The following is a 16,516-nucleotide window of genomic DNA, read 5'->3' on the forward strand; positions in this document are numbered from 1 at the left end:
CTTTAAATTTGATTTACCATGGAAAACATTGGATATAAAATGGATAGGTAGATTGATATAATTAAAATACCGATGATAATAAATACAACAGGTTGAATAAATGTAAATATTTTTTCTGTTTTTATTAGTGCTTTTTGATGGCATAAATGATAATAAAATAATAATTCTTCTGCTAAATTACCGTTCTTTTCTCCATGAATAACAATATAATAAAGTTCTTTTTCAAAAATAGGCATTTGTTCAAGTGCTTTTGTTAAAGGGAGACCAGCTTCTAGGGAAGGGAGGATTTGTTTAGCAAGCGCCTGGAAAAAAGGGGAAGAACTCTCGCTTCCAAACAATTGCATGATATGTGATATGGATAATCCACTTTTTAAAAGGTAACCCATTTCACGAGAGAAAATCTGTGAATAATGAATTTGCGAAAATTGACGTATATAAGGGATTCGACAATAAAAATAAGCACGTTGATAAGCATTTTTTTGATTTTGTTTTTTTATAAGGAAACTAATACTAATAAAAAGCAAGAGCATGAATCCACCTAAAATAATAGGTACTTGTTCTAGTAAAAAATAAGTGAAGTTGGATCCAAGTGAGTCACTATTAGATAGCTGCGAAAATAAAAGATCAAATTTTGGGAGAAGAAAAATTCGTAGTAAAAAGAAAACGATAATAACAGTAGAAATTAGAACAAGTGGATATTGAAAAGCTTTTTTTAATGCGGTTTGTTCTTCGGCTTTTCTCTTCATATGGACACCGGTTTCTTGAATTGTTTGAATAAAAAAACCGTGACTTTGTGCATAATGAAGTTGGGAGCAGATAAACTCTGGAAAGTCATTTTGTTGAAGTGAATTGGCAAAGGAGTTTCCAGATGCTAGGGAAGAAATAATTTTTTTGTAGCGTTCCTGATGCTTGGTAGAAGTAATACTTAAAAAACGAATGGCAGCATCAAGTGAAAACCCTTTATCTAGCAAATTAGCAACTCTGACTAAAAATTCGCCATCATCTTTCCAATTAATACGTTTAAAAAAAGCCATAAGCAACTCCTTTTTGTTGAACTTCTTGAAGTGTGTACTTGGGTTTGGTTTGTTGTTTTTTAGAATGGAAATATGTCTGAATATCTTGTTTTGATAGTACTTCGTAGATCGCAGTTCGTTTTCGCTGTAAATGAGTACAATATGGTTGGCATTTAGAACCGCAATATACACAATATAAATGGACTAGTTGTTGAAAACTAATTCCAAGTAAACATTGAGCTAATTCTTCGCGACTTATACCTAATTCCAACAACCTAAATAAAACGCCATAAGAATCTCCTGCGTGAACAGTACTTAATACTAAATGACCTGTCAAAGCAGCTCGGATAACCATTTTTGCTGTTTCAGTATCTCTAATCTCTCCAATTATTAATATATCTGGATCGTGACGCAGAACTGCTTTGATTAGGTTGGCATAGGTTAGATTTGCTTTTTCATTGATTTCAACTTGAAGAAATTCTGGAGAGTGATGTTCTACTGGATCTTCAATCGTGATAACCTGAAGTTCGGTATTTTCTTTAATAAAAGAAACCAAACTATACATTGAGCTGGATTTTCCACTACCGGTACTACCTGAGAACAAAAATAAACCAGTTTTATCTTTACATTGTTTTATAATTTGTTTAGTTAGTTGAGGGAAGAGGCTAGATTGTAAAAATGGAATAGGATATTTGTAACGAAAAATACGGATAACAATACTTTCTAGAAAATCTTTATTTGGGATAGTGGATAGTCTTAAAGCTATTTTTTCTACATTAGTTTCTTTCTCATAACTACCAGATTGTGGCTTTCTTTTTTCGCTTATGTCTAAAGCAGCTTGGAATTTAAGATAAGAAATTAATTTTTCACCAATTTCTAACGAGAAGTAGCGTAACGGAAGTAAAGTACCATTTATCCTTAAACGTAATAAATAGCGATTATTTGAAGGATGAATATGGATATCGCTTGCGTTAACTTGAAGTGCTTGTAATAAAATAGAATTCATTAAATTTTGTGGCATAACAACCTCCTTACAAGTCATATTCCACATATTATGTTTAAATCCTCCTTCAACTTTTTTTCACAAAAACGAAAATTTATCATTAGGAAGCGAAATTCATTTTTTGATATTAAATTTAAACCGAAAAAATATGTTTTTAAGTGGATAAATGGGGGAAAAATATTTTTTGTGTTTTGGAATATTTCACAAACTCTGTGCAAAACATCACATGCGTATGATTGGAAAGAGAATAAGTAATAAAGCCCTTACATTCCGAACGAACATCCTTAATTAATAAAAAAATAGGATTAAAACTAATTATTTGCCGAACAATAGAAGTCATGATAAGCTATAGAAAAGGCAAATACATAATAGAATTAGCGGGTGAATGTAAACAGAGAGACTGCAAAAATGCAGCGCCGACGGGGAAAGCATGCAGATGTGAAACTCTCAGGCAAAAGGATGTTTACGGGACGCGACTCTGGAGTTTTTTGTTTCACGACAGGGCTTATGAACCATATAAGCCTTTTTGTTATGTGAAAAAAAGGAGGATATAACTATGACAGAATTATTAAAAACACCTATTCATCCACTTTATGAGAAATACGGCGCTAAAACAATTGATTTTGGTGGATGGGATTTACCTGTACAATTTTCTGGAATAAAAGCAGAACATGAGGCCGTGCGAACAGATGCAGGGTTGTTTGATGTATCTCATATGGGAGAAATTTTAGTGGAAGGCGCTGGAAGTACAGCATATTTACAATACTTATTATCTAATGACATAGGAAAAATAAAAATAGGCAAAGCGCAATACAATATTATGTGCTATGAAGATGGAGGGACAGTCGATGATTTAGTTGTTTATAAATTATCTGAGACTAAATACATACTAGTTGTAAACGCGGCGAACACTGATAAAGATTATGAATGGATGTTAAAAAATATTAAAGGAAATGTCTCAGTTACAAATGTTTCTTCTATGTATGGTCAGTTAGCGCTTCAAGGACCTAACGCGGAGAAAATTCTTGCTAAGTTAACCGATGTTGATTTAAGTGCGATTAGTTTCTTTGGATTTGTAGAGGACGCAAACATAGCAGGTGTGAAAACAATTATTTCGCGTAGTGGTTACACTGGAGAAGATGGTTTTGAAATTTATATGCAAAAAGAAGATGCAACCAAAGTGTTTGAAGCAATTATGGCAGAAGGGGTATTACCGATTGGTCTAGGTGCTCGAGATACTTTGCGATTGGAAGCAGTTTTAGCATTATATGGTCAAGAATTAAGTAAAGATATTACACCTCTTGAAGCAGGGCTTAATTTTGCTGTTAAATTAAAAAAAGATGCTGATTTTATCGGAAAAGATGCACTTATTAATCAAAAAGAAGCTGGCTTAGTGAGAAAATTAGTTGGTATTGAATTAATAGAGCGAGGAATACCGCGGCATGATTACCCAGTGTTTTTAAATGATAAAGAAATTGGTGTTGTAACATCCGGAACGCAATCGCCAACACTTGGAACCAACATTGGATTAGCTTTAGTAGAAACGGCATATACTGAAATTGGACAAGAAGTAGAAGTGGGAATTCGAAATAAAAAAGTAAGAGCAAAAGTAGTAGCAACACCATTTTACAAACGCGCAAAGTAAAAAGGAGGAAATGTGATGGCAAAACATCGTTATTTACCAATGACGGAACAAGATGAAAAAGAAATGCTTGACACTATCGGGGTAGGGTCAGTGGATGATTTATTTCAAGATATTCCAGAAAAAATTAGATTTAAAAGAGAGTATGATTTAAAACCAGCAAAATCAGAACCAGCATTACTTCGAGAACTGTCTAAACTTGCTTCCAAAAATGCAAATACAACCGAATATGCTTCATTTTTAGGAGCTGGAGTATATAGTCATTATATTCCTACAGTAGTGGATCATGTGATTTCTCGTTCTGAATTTTATACAGCATACACCCCGTATCAGCCGGAAATCTCTCAAGGAGAATTACAAGCTATTTTTGAATTTCAAACGATGATTGCGGAATTAACCGGAATGGATTTAGCGAATTCTTCTATGTATGATGGGGGGACTGCGCTTGCGGAAGCAGCAATGCTAGCAAGCGGACATACTAAACGCAAAAAAATTCTTATTTCAGGAGCTGTTCATCCCGAAAATATAAATGTATTAAAAACATATGCCACTGGACAACATATTGAAGTGGAAATTATCCCAGAAATAGATGGGAAAACAGATATAGAAGCGTTAAAAACGGCACTGAACGATGACGTTGCAGGGTTTGCGGTACAATATCCGAATTTTTATGGTCAAGTAGAACCATTAGTTGAAATAGAAAAACTCATTCACGAGAATAATTCATTATTGTTAGTTTCAAGTAATCCGCTTGCGCTTGGACTTCTTACGCCACCGGGAGAATTTGGCGCTGACATTGTTGTTGGCGATTCGCAAGTCTTTGGTATTCCAGAGTCATTTGGTGGTCCACATTGTGGTTTCTTTGCAGTAACAAGTAAATTAATGCGTAAAGTGCCTGGACGACTTGTTGGAGAAACCGTAGATGAAAATGGAAAGCGTGGTTATGTATTAACGTTGCAAGCGAGAGAACAACATATTCGCCGTGATAAAGCTACTTCAAATATTTGCTCTAACCAAGCCTTAAATGCACTGGCATCATCCGTTGCGATGGCGACATTAGGTAAAGTCGGATTACCAGAAATGGCAAAACAAAACTTAGATAAATCTCATTACGCTAAACAAAAATTCCAAGAGAGCGGGTTTAATGTTTTATTTTCAGATAGTTTTTTCAATGAATTTGTTATTAAACTTTCTAAACCTATCAAAGAAATAAATGAAGCGCTTTTAGATGAAGGGATTATCGGTGGATATGACCTTGGATTTTATGAGGATAAATATAAAAATCATATGTTAATTGCAGTAACGGAAATGCGTACAAAAGAGGAAATTGATGCCTTTGTGGCAAGCTTGGAGGGTGTAAAATGAATTTAGAAGAAACAATGCCATTGGTTTTTGAACGCTCTATTCCAGGAAGAATTGGCTTTAGTTTACCAGAAAGTGATGTGCCAGAAACAAAAGCGACGGATTACTTGGACCAAGCATATATTCGTTCTACACCAGCTGATTTACCCGAATTAAGTGAACTGGAAATTATGCGTCATTATACAAATTTATCTAATCATAATTTTGGCGTAGACTCTGGTTTTTATCCATTAGGTTCTTGTACTATGAAGTATAATCCAAAAATAAATGAAAAAGTTGCGAGATTTCCAGGCTTTGCTAACATTCATCCTAATCAGCCTGAGAGTTCCGTTCAAGGTGCACTTGAGCTGTTATATGATTTGCAAACGAGCCTAGTTGAGATTACTGGGATGGATGAAGTGACACTGCAACCAGCTGCGGGGGCACACGGGGAGTGGACTGGGCTAATGTTAATCCGAGCTTTCCATGAAAAAAATGGCGACACCAAGCGAACAAAAGTAATTATCCCAGATTCTGCACATGGTACCAACCCTGCATCTGCTGCAGTAGCAGGATTTGATGTAGTAACAGTTAAATCAAATGAAAAAGGTTTAGTAGATGTAAATGATTTAAAGAAAGTAGTGGGCGATGATACAGCAGCGTTAATGTTAACTAATCCGAACACATTAGGATTATTTGAAAAAGATATTGTTGAAATGGCAGAAATTGTTCATGCGGCTGGTGGTAAATTATACTATGATGGCGCGAATTTAAATGCAATCATGGCAAAAGTTAGACCAGGAGATATGGGGTTTGATGTAGTTCATTTAAACTTACACAAAACATTTACTGGACCACATGGTGGAGGCGGTCCGGGATCAGGACCAATTGGTGTGAAAAAGGATTTAATACCATTTTTACCAACGCCAGTACTTACTAAAAAAGAAGATATTTACACATTTGACTACAATTATCCGGAATCTATCGGTCGAGTGAAGCCTTATTATGGCAACTTTGGCATTAATGTTCGTGCTTATACTTACATTCGGACGATGGGACCAGATGGTTTAAAACAAGTTACAGAATATGCTGTGCTAAATGCTAATTATATGATGCGGAAATTACAACAGGCTTATGATTTGCCATTTGATCAAATTTGTAAGCATGAATTTGTTTTAAGTGGAAATAGACAGAAAAAGCTTGGGGTTCGTACAATTGATATTGCTAAACGTTTGTTAGATCATAATTTCCATCCGCCGACAGTTTACTTCCCACTGATTGTAGGAGAAGCAATTATGATTGAACCTACTGAAACGGAATCTAAAGAAACACTTGACTCATTTATTGATACAATGCTAAAAATAGCAAAAGAAGCAGAAGAAAATCCAGAAATCGTTCAAGAAGCACCACATAGCACCTATGTAAAACGTCTAGATGAAACGCGCGCTGCTAGAAAACCTGTGCTACGCTATCAAAAATAAGCAGAAAAAAGTCTTGCTGCAGTTATTGCGGCAAGACTTTTCTTTTATTTAGCTTTTGTTTTACCTTTCCATTTACGGTAGCCGCCTTTAAGCTGATAAACATCACGATAACCACGTTTGTAAAGCATGATTGCTGCGCGGTTGCTACGTTGAGCAGTTTGGCAATATAAGTAAACTGGTAAATCTTGGCGAATCTCCGTTGTACGATTTTTCATTTGTGTAACTGGAATATTTCTAGCGCCAAGAATATGGCCAGCATCGAATTCATTTGGCTCGCGAACATCAATTAATTGTGCTTTACGATAACCTTGTTTAAATTCTTCCTCTGTTAAAACTTTTACTGCTTTGCGGCGCATTACAAACTGGTAAATTTCATATGCTAAAAGAATAACCAGAATAATAATTGCTATAATCCAACTAATCAATTGTGTAAACCCCTTTCATCCTGAAAACTGCTTTTTATAAAGCATCCTTTTCTATTATAACTTATTTTTTGCCACCATCAATCACTTTAAAAGAAGATTTTCGTTTTTTCTTTGTTTTTTTCTTATTGTCATGTAAATTTTTGGATTGTTTTACTGCTTTTTGATAATTACTGTCAGTTTTTTTGTTGGATAGTAGTCGAAAAATCAAGGTGAAAATGATTGTTCCGATTAATATGGAGATGGCGAGGGCGAAAAAAGATTTAAATCCACCCATCAAAAGACCAATTCCAACTAGAATAAGTAAAAAAATCACTATTAGTGGATATTTTTTCAATCGAACCAACTCCTATTCTAAAAGTTCCAGATTATCAGGCTCCTCATTGTTTACTGGCGCTCCTTCTTTTTCAATACGTAATAATTCATTAAAAGAAGCAATTGCTACTTCTACTTGATCGTCAGCTGGTTCTTTAGTCGTTAGGAGTTGTAGCCATAAGCCAGGAACACCTAAATATTTTAACACTGGAATGTTTCGGCATTTATTGGTTAACTGCAAAACTTCAAATGCAACTCCGAGTACAACTGGAATCAATAAAATCCGGTCAACCACACGAAGCCAAAGTGGGTCGGTAGGAACCAGCAAATAAATAAACATCCCTACAATAACTGTAAATAAAATAAAACTACTACCACAACGATAATGTAATCTCGACTGCTTTTGCACATTTTCGACAGTTAAAGGTAAATTTTCTTCATAACAATTAATGACTTTATGCTCAGAACCATGATATTGAAAAACTCGCTTTATTATTGGAGTCTGAGAAACAGCAAAAATATAAGTCAATAGAAGAATTAATTTAAAAAAGCTTTCTAAAAAGACTTGTGCCGTATCACCAGGAACTATCGGACGAAATAATTCTGCTAAAAATACAGGGATAAGTGTCATAACGAATTTGGCGAATACAAATGATAAAATACCAATCACTGCAACACCTAGCCACATAGCAACTTTAGATTCTTTTTTTTCGATTTTTTCCTCTTCTTCTGGATTGTTTGGATCTTCATCATAGCGGTCGGTTGCAAATGCTAAATGTTTAGAGCCAATTGCGCTAGATTCAATTAAAGCAACGATACCACGTAAAAAAGGAATTTTCTTGAGACGTGTCACCCAAACCGGGCTATTTTTTTGCAAATAAAAATATTCTAATGAACCATCTAGGCGTCTAACAGCCGTTACTGTTTGTTTTTTACCACCAAACATTACCCCTTCAACAACTGCTTGTCCTCCATAAGATGGCATGTTTTGTTTACTCAAATTTTTCACCAGCCTATTCTTGTGTACTAATAAGTTATTTTACGCTAAAAACTGTTTTTCGTATAGCGGCAAACGCCTAAAAAAAGTTATTTTTTGTAAATTATGATAAAATAGTTTCAAACGTGTTGAAAAATACTTATTTTGCGCGCCTAAAATTTGAAAAAAGTGGAGGAATTATAATGTCTAAATTAACTAAAATTCAAGAAACACTTGGAAAAGAAAAAATGGAAGCGGTTCTTGTTACAAGTGAATATAATAGAAGGTACGTATCAGCTTTTACAGGAACGAGTGGTGTTGCTTTAATTTTACCTGAAAAAGCTTATTTTGTGACTGATTTCCGATATACAGAACAAGCGGCGAAACAAGCAGAAGGATATGAAATCGTGAAACACGAGGGACCGATTTTTGATACAGTGGAAGCATTATTATCCCAAAATGCAACTAAAACATTGCATTTTGAAGCTGATTATGTGACGGTTTCTGAATTTAAGCAAATGGAACGAACTTTTAATCGGGAATTAATTCCACTTACAGGTTTATTTGAAGAAATGCGTAAAGTGAAAACCGCGAGCGAATTAAAAGCAATTCGTACAGCTTGTGATATTGCGGATGCAGCTTTTGCTCATATTATTAAATTTATTAAACCAGGCATGGCAGAAATTGAAGTATCTAATGAGTTAGAATTCTTTATGAGACGTGCTGGTGCAACTTCCTCTTCTTTTGATACTATTGTCGCTTCTGGGGTTCGTTCGGCACTTCCACATGGTGTTGCTTCTGATAAAAAAATCGAAGTAGGCGATTTTGTCACAATGGATTATGGTTGTTATTATGATGGCTATTGTTCTGATATGACGAGAACAATTGCGGTTGGAGAACCCGCTGAAAAATTAAAAGAAATTTACCAAATTACACTGGATGCTCAATTAAAAGTAATTGATAGCTTGAAACCTGGTATGACGGGGATTGAAGCAGACGCAATTGCACGTGATTATATTAGTTCATTTGGTTATGGTGATGCATTTGGTCATTCATTAGGTCACGGTATCGGTTTAGAAATCCATGAAGGGCCTAATTTATCATTTAAAAGTCCTCAAAGACTAGAAGTAGGACATGTAGTGACAGATGAACCAGGTATTTATTTACCAGGAATTGGTGGCGTAAGAATTGAAGATGATTTATTAATTACTGCAACAGGTAACGAGATTTTAATCCATTCACCAAAAGAATTAATTATTTTATAAAAATTCCTTTGTAACTTTGTGTGTTTTGTGGTTAAATAAGGAAGAATGAGCAGGAATAGATGCTCCCCAAAAAAGATATTTTGCAAATTACAGGAGGAAAAACATGATTTCAGTAAATGACTTTAAAACAGGCTTAACAATAGAAGTAGATAATGGGATTTGGCGCGTGCTAGACTTCCAACACGTAAAACCTGGAAAAGGAGCAGCATTCGTACGTTCTAAATTACGTAATCTGCGTACTGGTGCGATTCAAGAAAAAACATTCCGCGGTGGAGAAAAAGTGGCTAAAGCACAAATTGATAACCGTAAAATGGCTTATTTATATGCAGACGGCTCTAATCACGTTTTTATGGATAATGAGTCTTATGAACAAATTGAACTTCCAGAAGAGCAAATTGCGCACGAACTTAAATTTTTAAAAGAGAATATGGAAATTAATATTATTATGTACCAAGGAGAAACAATTGGGATTGATTTACCAAACACAGTAGAATTAGTTGTTACTGCAACCGACCCTGGAATTAAAGGAGATACTTCTTCAGGTGGTTCTAAACCAGCTACACTGGAAACTGGACTTGTTGTGCAAGTACCATTTTTCGTGAATGAAGGAGACAAACTAGTTATTAATACAACCGAAGCAGCATATGTTTCTCGGGCGTAAGTAAAGATACATTTATTACAGCTGGAGTTAATTCTTCGGCTGTTTTTTCTGTTTGCCAGCGCTTCCTGTACCCCCATTAAATAAAAAGTATGGTACAATAAAAACAATGCGTGATTCATGCAATTTTATATTTTTAGTTATTATTAAGGAGTGTAAAAGAGATGTTATCAATAGATGAAATTAAACAGCTAATTGAGCTGATTGACGAATCAACCTTAGATGAATTTGAATTAGAAACAAAGGATAGTAAGATTATGCTTAAAAAGAACAAAGTAGTGGCAACTGCTGCAATTAGTGAAGCACCAGTCGCTCTTCCAACAGTTCAAGCTGCACCGGCTGTCGAGCAACAAGCAGCACCACAACAAGTAGAAACAAGCGTAACTGATACGAACCTAGAAGTAATTACTTCCCCAATGGTTGGGACTTTCTATGCGTCAGCGTCACCAGAAGATAGCAATTTTGTTAATGTTGGATCGAGAGTTTCCGCACAATCTGTTGTATGTATTGTAGAAGCAATGAAACTATTTAACGAAATCACTGCGGATGTTGATGGTGAAATTGCAGAAATCTTAGTTTCTAGTGGCGAGTTAGTTGAATTTGGACAACCGCTTTTCAAAGTTAGAAAAAAATAAGGGGTCGGAAAATATGATTAAAAAAGTACTGGTAGCGAACCGTGGAGAAATCGCTGTCCGTATCATTCGCGCTGCTAAAGAGCTTGGAGTGGAGACAGTTGCGATATATTCGGAAGCAGATAAAGAAGCGCTACATATTCAGCTAGCGGATGAAGCTTATTGTGTAGGTCCCGCGGCAACAAAAGATAGCTATTTAAATATGTCAAACATTATTAGTGTGGCAGTTTTAACAAATTGTGATGCTATTCATCCAGGTTATGGATTTTTAGCTGAAAATGCAGATTTTGCTGAGCTATGTGAAGATTGCAATATTACATTTATTGGTCCGAGCGCTGCTGCAATATCTCAAATGGGAACAAAAGACGTAGCTCGTGAAACAATGCGTAAAGCTGGTGTTCCAATTGTTCCCGGTTCACAAGGAATTGTAGCTAATGTTGAAGAAGGTAAAAAAATTGCTAAAAAAATCGGTTACCCTGTCATCATTAAAGCAACAGCTGGTGGTGGCGGTAAAGGTATACGTGTAGCGGAAAACGAAGAAAAATTAGTCTCTGGAATTCATACAACACAACAAGAAGCTGAAGCCGCATTTGGAGATCCGGGTGTTTATTTAGAAAAATATATTCAAGATTTTCGCCATGTTGAAATTCAAGTGCTTGCAGATAACCATGGTAATGTTATTCATTTAGGAGAACGTGATTGTAGTATTCAACGTCGCTTACAAAAGCTAATCGAAGAATCTCCGTCACCAGCAATTGATGAAAAAACTCGCCAAAAAATGGGGAAAGCAGCTGTCAAAGCAGCCAAAGCAGTGAATTATTCAGGAGCTGGAACGATTGAATTTATCTTTGACCATCATGAAAATAATTTTTACTTTATGGAAATGAATACACGTATCCAGGTAGAGCATCCTGTCACAGAACTTGTAACAGGAATTGATTTAGTAAAACAACAATTTTTAGTAGCAGCTAATGAGGAATTAAAAATTAAACAAACAGATGTAAAACTAACTGGTTGGGCAATGGAATGTCGGATTAATGCTGAAAACCCAGAAAAAAACTTTATGCCTGCACCAGGTGAAATTAAATTTTATCTTCCACCAGGTGGTTTAGGAGTTCGAATTGATTCGGCAGCTTATCCAAATTATAAAATTCCACCATTCTATGATTCGATGATTGCAAAAGTAATTTGTTATGCAGAAACTCGCGAAGAAGTAATTCAAAAGATGAAACGAGCATTGTCAGAATTTGCCATTGATGGTATTCCTTCAACAATCCCATTTCATTTACGTGTATTAGATAATGATGTATTTTTGTCAGGTGATTTTAATACAAAATTCTTGGAGCAAAATGATGTAATGAATCTTTCTAAGGAGGGCTAAAAATGGCTTATACAAAAGATTTACGTAAACAAAATGATGCACCACTTGGTAAAATCGAAATAGCACCTGAAGTGATTGGTGTCATTGCTGGGCTTGCCGCAAGTGAAATCGAAAATGTTGCTTATATGCAAGGTGGTTTTGCGACAGAAATGCGCGAAAAATTTAGTGGCGCTGTTAACTACCGAAAAGGCGTAAAAGTTGAATTAACCGAAGAAGGTATTCTCATTGAACTTTATTGTTCTGTTTTATTTGGCGCGACAATTCCACTCGTTGCTCAAAATATTCAAGATGTTGTTAGAGATACCATTTTCAATATGACTGGCTTAAATGTACTTGAAATCAACGTGCATATCGTTGGAGTGCAATTTGAAAAAACAGAAACACTTTCCTTCGATGATTTTGAACTATAAAATTCAAGGAAAAAAAGGAGCAGCTTTAACATGAAAAGAAGAGAAGCGCGCGAGAAAGCACTTCAAGCATTATTCCAAATTGAACTAAATGAAATGTCACTTGATCAAGCCATTAAAAATATCATGGAAGATGAGCAAGACGACTATATGGAGAAACTAGTCGAAGGAGTAATGGCGAATAAAGCTGAAATTGATGCTGTTATTGAGCCTAACCTAGACAATTGGCGTATGGATCGTTTAAGCAAAGTAGATTTATCTTTGCTTAGGCTTAGTGTCTATGAAATAAAATACTTGAGTGATGTGCCAAACCGAGTTAGTTTGAATGAATCCATCGAAATTGCAAAAATTTACAGCGATGAAAAATCAAGTAAATTTATTAACGGGGTACTTGCAAACATTGCGCCAGAAGATAAATAAACTTGATAGAGTGCGAGGAATTTCCTTGCACTCCCTTATTTCGCAATTTTTTAAGCTAAAACTTGGAAATGTAATTATAAGGGGGCAATAAACATGGGACAAATGATTGATGGCAAAAAGTTAGCAAAAGAAATTCAAGAAAACGTAACAAGTGAAGTAGCTGAACTTGCAAAAATCGGCAAGAAACCAGGTCTTGCAGTTGTGCTTGTAGGCGATAATCAAGCATCACGTACATATGTTAGAAATAAACAAAAACGCACAGAAGAAGCAGGAATGAAATCAGTTTTGATTGAACTTCCTGAAACAGTGTCAGAAGAAAGATTACTTGAAGTAGTGGAAGAACTAAATACGGATGACACAATCCATGGTATTTTAGTGCAATTACCACTACCAAAACATATCTCAGAAGAAAAAGTAATTGATACGATTAGTTATGATAAAGATGTTGACGGTTTCCATCCAGTGAACGTAGGCAATTTATTCATTGGAAAAGATTCATTTGTTCCCTGTACACCAGCTGGAATAGTTGAATTAATTAAATCAACTGGTACTCCAATCGAAGGAAAACGTGCAGTTGTCATTGGTAGAAGTAATATCGTCGGTAAACCAGTAGCACAATTATTACTAAATGAAAATGCGACCGTTACAATTGCACATAGCCGTACAAAAGACTTGCCCGAAGTTGCCAAAGAAGCCGATATTCTTGTAGTTGCAACTGGACTTGCTAAATTTGTAAAGAAAAATTATATTAAACCTGGCGCAGTTGTCATTGATGTTGGTATGGACCGCGATGAAAATAATAAACTATGTGGCGATGTTGATTTTAATGATGTAGTAGATGTTGCAGGTTTTATTACACCAGTCCCAGGCGGTGTTGGGCCAATGACTATTACCATGTTACTTGCTAACACATTAAAAGCAGCAAAACGCATTTGGAAAATGAATTGATTAATTGGATGTGAAATAATGGAACAAGACAAATATTTGACGGTAGCAGCCATAACCAAATACATTGAAAAAAAATTCGAGGTAGACCCGTATCTGAAACAAGTTTTTGTGCGCGGAGAAATCTCAAATTTAAAACAACCTGCAAGTGGTCATCTTTATTTTACTGTGAAAGATGAATTTGCGATGCTTCGTTCTGTCATGTTTCAAAAAGCAGTTCAAAAGATTGGTTTTGTACCAGAAGATGGTATGAATGTCCTTATCACTGGTCGAATTGGTGTGTTTACAAAAGCTGGGCGTTACCAATTTTATGCAGAACATATGGAACCAGATGGTGTTGGTGCGCTTTATATTCAATTAGAACAATTAAAATCACAATTAGAAAAGGAAGGACTTTTTGCAGAGACGCATAAAAAAGTGCTTCCTTCTTTCCCGTCCAAAGTAGCAGTAGTAACCTCAAAAACGGGTGCAGCAGTGCGGGATATTTTGACAACGATTCACCGTAGAATGCCTTCTGTGGAAGTAATTGTTTATCCAACGATTGTTCAAGGTGAAAAAGCTGCCCAAAAAATCGTTGAGAATATCGGACGAATTAATCAGCGAAATGATATTGACGTCATGATTATTGGGCGTGGTGGAGGGTCATTAGAAGAACTTTGGGCATTTAACGAGGAGCCAGTAGTACGCGCTGTTTATGATTCGGATGTCCCAGTAATATCTGCAGTAGGTCATGAAACCGACTTTGCTTTAAGTGATTTTTCTGCGGATGTTCGTGCGGCAACCCCAACAGCAGCAGCAGAATTAGCAGTTCCTGATTATCGAGACCTAGAAGAACGGCTAGCAGAACGAAAATATCGATTGCTCGCTGTAACTCGGCAATTACTCGAACGAAAAGAACGAAAACTCGAACAGCTTAAACAACATTTAATTCTAAATGGTCCTAAACACCAACTAGAGCAACAAATGGAACGCACTGATTATTTCTCTGAACGTTTACAAAATGCGTTTGCGAAACAATTGCTAATAAAACAAACAATATTTAATCGGTTAAATGATCAACTACACTATTATCATCCCGAAAAAGAAATAGCTTTGCAAAAAGAACAATTAATCCGGTATAAAACTGCACTCGATAAAGCAATGAAACAACAACTAAAAGAGAAACAACAATCTTTTGTTAGACAAGTAGAAGCACTGGAATATTTAAGTCCACTTGCTTTATTAAAACGCGGATTTGGTGTAACCTATAAAGAAAAAAAGCTAGTTAAATCAATAACGCAATTAGAAGTCGGCGATAATATTCAAGTGAAAATGCAAGGTGGACAAATAGATGCTTTAATTACTGCAAAGGAGGAAGAGGCAAGTGGCAACTAAAAAAAAGACTTTTGAAGAAGCAATTGCAGAATTAGAAACAATTGTTGAAGCACTAGAAAATGGTAGTGCTTCCTTAGAAGATTCCCTCGATATGTATCAAAAGGGAATCGAGTTAACTAAATTGTGTCAAGATAAATTACAAGTAGCAGAGAAGCGAATGGCAAAAGTAGTCACAGATGCAGGAGAAGAAATTCCTTTTGAAGCGGATGGTGAATAAATTTGCAAGATTTGACTCTTTTTCTAGAACATTATAAAAAAGTGATAGATGCTTCACTTTTTACAGAAATAAATAAACGCAATATAGAATCTAAATTAAAAGAAGCGATGTTATATTCCGTGCAGGCTGGCGGGAAACGTATTCGACCGATGCTTGTTTTTGCAACCCTGCAAGCATTAAATGTAGATCCAATGCGCGGTGTGAAAACTGCTACTGCGCTTGAAATGATTCACACCTATAGTTTAATTCATGACGATCTACCAGCAATGGACAATGATGATTATCGGCGCGGGAAAATGACAAATCATAAGGTATATGGTGATGCGACTGCTATCTTAGCAGGAGATGCCTTATTAACACTTGCTTTTTCTATTTTAGCGGAAGATGTAGATTTGTCTTTTGAAACAAGAATTGCTTTAATTCAGCAAATTAGCTTTAGTAGCGGAGCGGAGGGCATGGTTGGTGGACAGCAAGCGGATATAGAAGCGGAAAATAAACAAATTTCATTAGATGAATTAGCTTCAATTCATGCTAGAAAAACGGGGGAATTATTAATTTTTGCCGTTACTTCTGCTGCCGAAATTGCCGAAGCGACACCAGAACAAACCAAACGATTACATATTTTTGCCGAAAATATCGGAATTGGTTTTCAAATTAGCGATGATATTTTGGATGTAATTGGTGATGAAACAAAAATGGGTAAAAAGACAGGGGGAGATGCTTTTCTGAATAAAAGTACCTATCCCGGATTACTCACTTTAGATGGTGCTAAAAGGGCATTAAATGAGCATGTTTCTATAGCAAAGTCAGCGCTTTCAGGACACGATTTTAATGATGTTATTCTGCTTAAACTTGCTGATTTAATCGCGTTTAGAGAAAATTAATCATAATTATCTAGTAATTTCAAAAATTTTTCACAAGTATATATCAAATTGATTTGCTTTTCCTAAAATACCGTGTTATACTAATGTAAGATTATTTTTGTGGGTGAAAGATACGATTGTGAACAACTTTCCATCTCGTG

The 16,516-nt window shown here is 35.6% G+C and carries 18 protein-coding genes and 1 riboswitch; of the genes, 13 read left to right on the forward strand and 5 right to left on the reverse strand.

Annotation, left to right across the window (positions count from 1 at the left end; genetic code table 11):
- Positions 1-2 precede the first annotated feature (2 nt).
- Both comGB and comGA read right to left on the reverse strand, forming a co-directional pair.
- A complete protein-coding gene (gene comGB / locus HCJ45_RS01025) occupies positions 3-1,034 on the reverse strand; it encodes a competence type IV pilus assembly protein ComGB (protein WP_187123761.1) in 1,032 nt (343 codons plus the stop codon).
- Positions 1,021-2,034: a competence type IV pilus ATPase ComGA gene (gene comGA / locus HCJ45_RS01030; RefSeq protein WP_187123762.1), complete on the reverse strand. Its 1,014-nt coding sequence runs from the start codon at positions 2,032-2,034 to the stop codon at positions 1,021-1,023. The genes comGB and comGA overlap by 14 nt, the downstream gene beginning before the upstream one ends.
- Before the next feature lie 363 nt (positions 2,035-2,397).
- Positions 2,398-2,489, forward strand: a riboswitch (glycine riboswitch).
- An 83-nt stretch (positions 2,490-2,572) separates the two neighbouring features.
- Between comGA and gcvT the strand changes: the two genes are divergently transcribed.
- From gcvT to gcvPB, 3 genes are read left to right on the forward strand one after another with little or no spacing between them, the layout of a single operon-like run.
- Complete coding sequence (gene gcvT / locus HCJ45_RS01035; RefSeq protein WP_187123763.1) at positions 2,573-3,661, forward strand: glycine cleavage system aminomethyltransferase GcvT; 1,089 nt, start codon at positions 2,573-2,575, stop codon at positions 3,659-3,661.
- A 15-nt stretch (positions 3,662-3,676) separates the two neighbouring features.
- Positions 3,677-5,023 carry an aminomethyl-transferring glycine dehydrogenase subunit GcvPA gene (gene gcvPA / locus HCJ45_RS01040; RefSeq protein WP_187123764.1) on the forward strand — a complete coding sequence of 449 codons (1,347 nt, stop codon included), beginning with the start codon at positions 3,677-3,679 and terminating at the stop codon, positions 5,021-5,023.
- Positions 5,020-6,480: an aminomethyl-transferring glycine dehydrogenase subunit GcvPB gene (gene gcvPB, locus HCJ45_RS01045; RefSeq protein WP_185348185.1), complete on the forward strand. Its 1,461-nt coding sequence runs from the start codon at positions 5,020-5,022 to the stop codon at positions 6,478-6,480. The genes gcvPA and gcvPB overlap by 4 nt, the downstream gene beginning before the upstream one ends.
- 44 nt (positions 6,481-6,524) lie before the next feature.
- Here gcvPB and HCJ45_RS01050 read toward each other — a convergent pair whose 3' ends face one another.
- The 3 genes from HCJ45_RS01050 to HCJ45_RS01060 form a co-directional block, all read right to left on the reverse strand.
- A complete protein-coding gene (locus tag HCJ45_RS01050) occupies positions 6,525-6,905 on the reverse strand; it encodes a rhodanese-like domain-containing protein (protein ID WP_185348187.1) in 381 nt (126 codons plus the stop codon).
- A gap of 61 nt (positions 6,906-6,966) precedes the next feature.
- The gene (locus HCJ45_RS01055; RefSeq protein ID WP_185348189.1) at positions 6,967-7,239 is read right to left on the reverse strand and encodes a hypothetical protein; all 273 of its coding nucleotides are present in this window, start codon (positions 7,237-7,239) and stop codon (positions 6,967-6,969) included.
- A 12-nt stretch (positions 7,240-7,251) separates the two neighbouring features.
- On the reverse strand, positions 7,252-8,217 hold the full coding sequence (locus tag HCJ45_RS01060; protein ID WP_187123765.1) for a DUF1385 domain-containing protein: 966 nt from the start codon (positions 8,215-8,217) through the stop codon (positions 7,252-7,254).
- Positions 8,218-8,396: 179 nt separating this feature from the next.
- Here HCJ45_RS01060 and HCJ45_RS01065 point away from each other — a divergent pair, with 179 nt between their 5' ends.
- The 10 genes from HCJ45_RS01065 (at position 8,397) to HCJ45_RS01110 (ending at position 16,376) form a co-directional block, all read left to right on the forward strand.
- Complete coding sequence (locus HCJ45_RS01065) at positions 8,397-9,458, forward strand: M24 family metallopeptidase (RefSeq protein ID WP_185348193.1); 1,062 nt, start codon at positions 8,397-8,399, stop codon at positions 9,456-9,458.
- A gap of 103 nt (positions 9,459-9,561) precedes the next feature.
- The gene (efp, locus tag HCJ45_RS01070; RefSeq protein WP_187123766.1) at positions 9,562-10,119 is read left to right on the forward strand and encodes an elongation factor P; all 558 of its coding nucleotides are present in this window, start codon (positions 9,562-9,564) and stop codon (positions 10,117-10,119) included.
- A 161-nt stretch (positions 10,120-10,280) separates the two neighbouring features.
- Positions 10,281-10,751, forward strand: a complete 471-nt coding sequence (gene accB, locus HCJ45_RS01075; RefSeq protein ID WP_187123767.1) for an acetyl-CoA carboxylase biotin carboxyl carrier protein — start codon at positions 10,281-10,283, stop codon at positions 10,749-10,751.
- 13 nt (positions 10,752-10,764) lie between these two features.
- Positions 10,765-12,129 carry an acetyl-CoA carboxylase biotin carboxylase subunit gene (accC, locus tag HCJ45_RS01080; protein ID WP_185348199.1) on the forward strand — a complete coding sequence of 455 codons (1,365 nt, stop codon included), beginning with the start codon at positions 10,765-10,767 and terminating at the stop codon, positions 12,127-12,129.
- Between the two features lie 2 nt (positions 12,130-12,131).
- Positions 12,132-12,539 carry an Asp23/Gls24 family envelope stress response protein gene (locus HCJ45_RS01085; RefSeq protein ID WP_185348201.1) on the forward strand — a complete coding sequence of 136 codons (408 nt, stop codon included), beginning with the start codon at positions 12,132-12,134 and terminating at the stop codon, positions 12,537-12,539.
- Positions 12,540-12,569: 30 nt separating this feature from the next.
- Positions 12,570-12,956, forward strand: a complete 387-nt coding sequence (gene nusB / locus HCJ45_RS01090) for a transcription antitermination factor NusB (protein ID WP_185348203.1) — start codon at positions 12,570-12,572, stop codon at positions 12,954-12,956.
- 93 nt (positions 12,957-13,049) lie between these two features.
- On the forward strand, positions 13,050-13,904 hold the full coding sequence (gene folD, locus HCJ45_RS01095; protein WP_185380891.1) for a bifunctional methylenetetrahydrofolate dehydrogenase/methenyltetrahydrofolate cyclohydrolase FolD: 855 nt from the start codon (positions 13,050-13,052) through the stop codon (positions 13,902-13,904).
- A gap of 18 nt (positions 13,905-13,922) precedes the next feature.
- Positions 13,923-15,275 carry an exodeoxyribonuclease VII large subunit gene (gene xseA, locus HCJ45_RS01100; protein WP_187123768.1) on the forward strand — a complete coding sequence of 451 codons (1,353 nt, stop codon included), beginning with the start codon at positions 13,923-13,925 and terminating at the stop codon, positions 15,273-15,275.
- The gene (locus tag HCJ45_RS01105) at positions 15,265-15,492 is read left to right on the forward strand and encodes an exodeoxyribonuclease VII small subunit (RefSeq protein WP_187123769.1); all 228 of its coding nucleotides are present in this window, start codon (positions 15,265-15,267) and stop codon (positions 15,490-15,492) included. The genes xseA and HCJ45_RS01105 overlap by 11 nt, the downstream gene beginning before the upstream one ends.
- 2 nt (positions 15,493-15,494) lie before the next feature.
- A complete protein-coding gene (locus HCJ45_RS01110; RefSeq protein ID WP_187123770.1) occupies positions 15,495-16,376 on the forward strand; it encodes a polyprenyl synthetase family protein in 882 nt (293 codons plus the stop codon).
- The last annotated feature ends 140 nt before the right edge of the window (positions 16,377-16,516 follow it).

This window comes from Listeria immobilis (assembly GCF_014322845.1).
GTDB classification, from domain to species: domain Bacteria; phylum Bacillota; class Bacilli; order Lactobacillales; family Listeriaceae; genus Listeria; species Listeria immobilis.

Bases quoted from the DNA above. Each gene is read 5' to 3' on its own strand.
- gcvPB (WP_185348185.1), top strand. From the start codon at position 5,020: ATGAATTTAGAAGAAACAATGCCATTGGTTTTTGAACGCTCTATTCCA.
- comGA (WP_187123762.1), bottom strand. From the start codon at position 2,034: ATGCCACAAAATTTAATGAATTCTATTTTATTACAAGCACTTCAAGTT.
- efp (WP_187123766.1), top strand. From the start codon at position 9,562: ATGATTTCAGTAAATGACTTTAAAACAGGCTTAACAATAGAAGTAGAT.
- accB (WP_187123767.1), top strand. From the start codon at position 10,281: ATGTTATCAATAGATGAAATTAAACAGCTAATTGAGCTGATTGACGAA.
- nusB (WP_185348203.1), top strand. From the start codon at position 12,570: ATGAAAAGAAGAGAAGCGCGCGAGAAAGCACTTCAAGCATTATTCCAA.
- folD (WP_185380891.1), top strand. From the start codon at position 13,050: ATGGGACAAATGATTGATGGCAAAAAGTTAGCAAAAGAAATTCAAGAA.
- gcvPA (WP_187123764.1), top strand. From the start codon at position 3,677: ATGGCAAAACATCGTTATTTACCAATGACGGAACAAGATGAAAAAGAA.
- xseA (WP_187123768.1), top strand. From the start codon at position 13,923: ATGGAACAAGACAAATATTTGACGGTAGCAGCCATAACCAAATACATT.
- comGB (WP_187123761.1), bottom strand. From the start codon at position 1,034: ATGGCTTTTTTTAAACGTATTAATTGGAAAGATGATGGCGAATTTTTA.
- HCJ45_RS01065 (WP_185348193.1), top strand. From the start codon at position 8,397: ATGTCTAAATTAACTAAAATTCAAGAAACACTTGGAAAAGAAAAAATG.
- gcvT (WP_187123763.1), top strand. From the start codon at position 2,573: ATGACAGAATTATTAAAAACACCTATTCATCCACTTTATGAGAAATAC.
- HCJ45_RS01085 (WP_185348201.1), top strand. From the start codon at position 12,132: ATGGCTTATACAAAAGATTTACGTAAACAAAATGATGCACCACTTGGT.
- accC (WP_185348199.1), top strand. From the start codon at position 10,765: ATGATTAAAAAAGTACTGGTAGCGAACCGTGGAGAAATCGCTGTCCGT.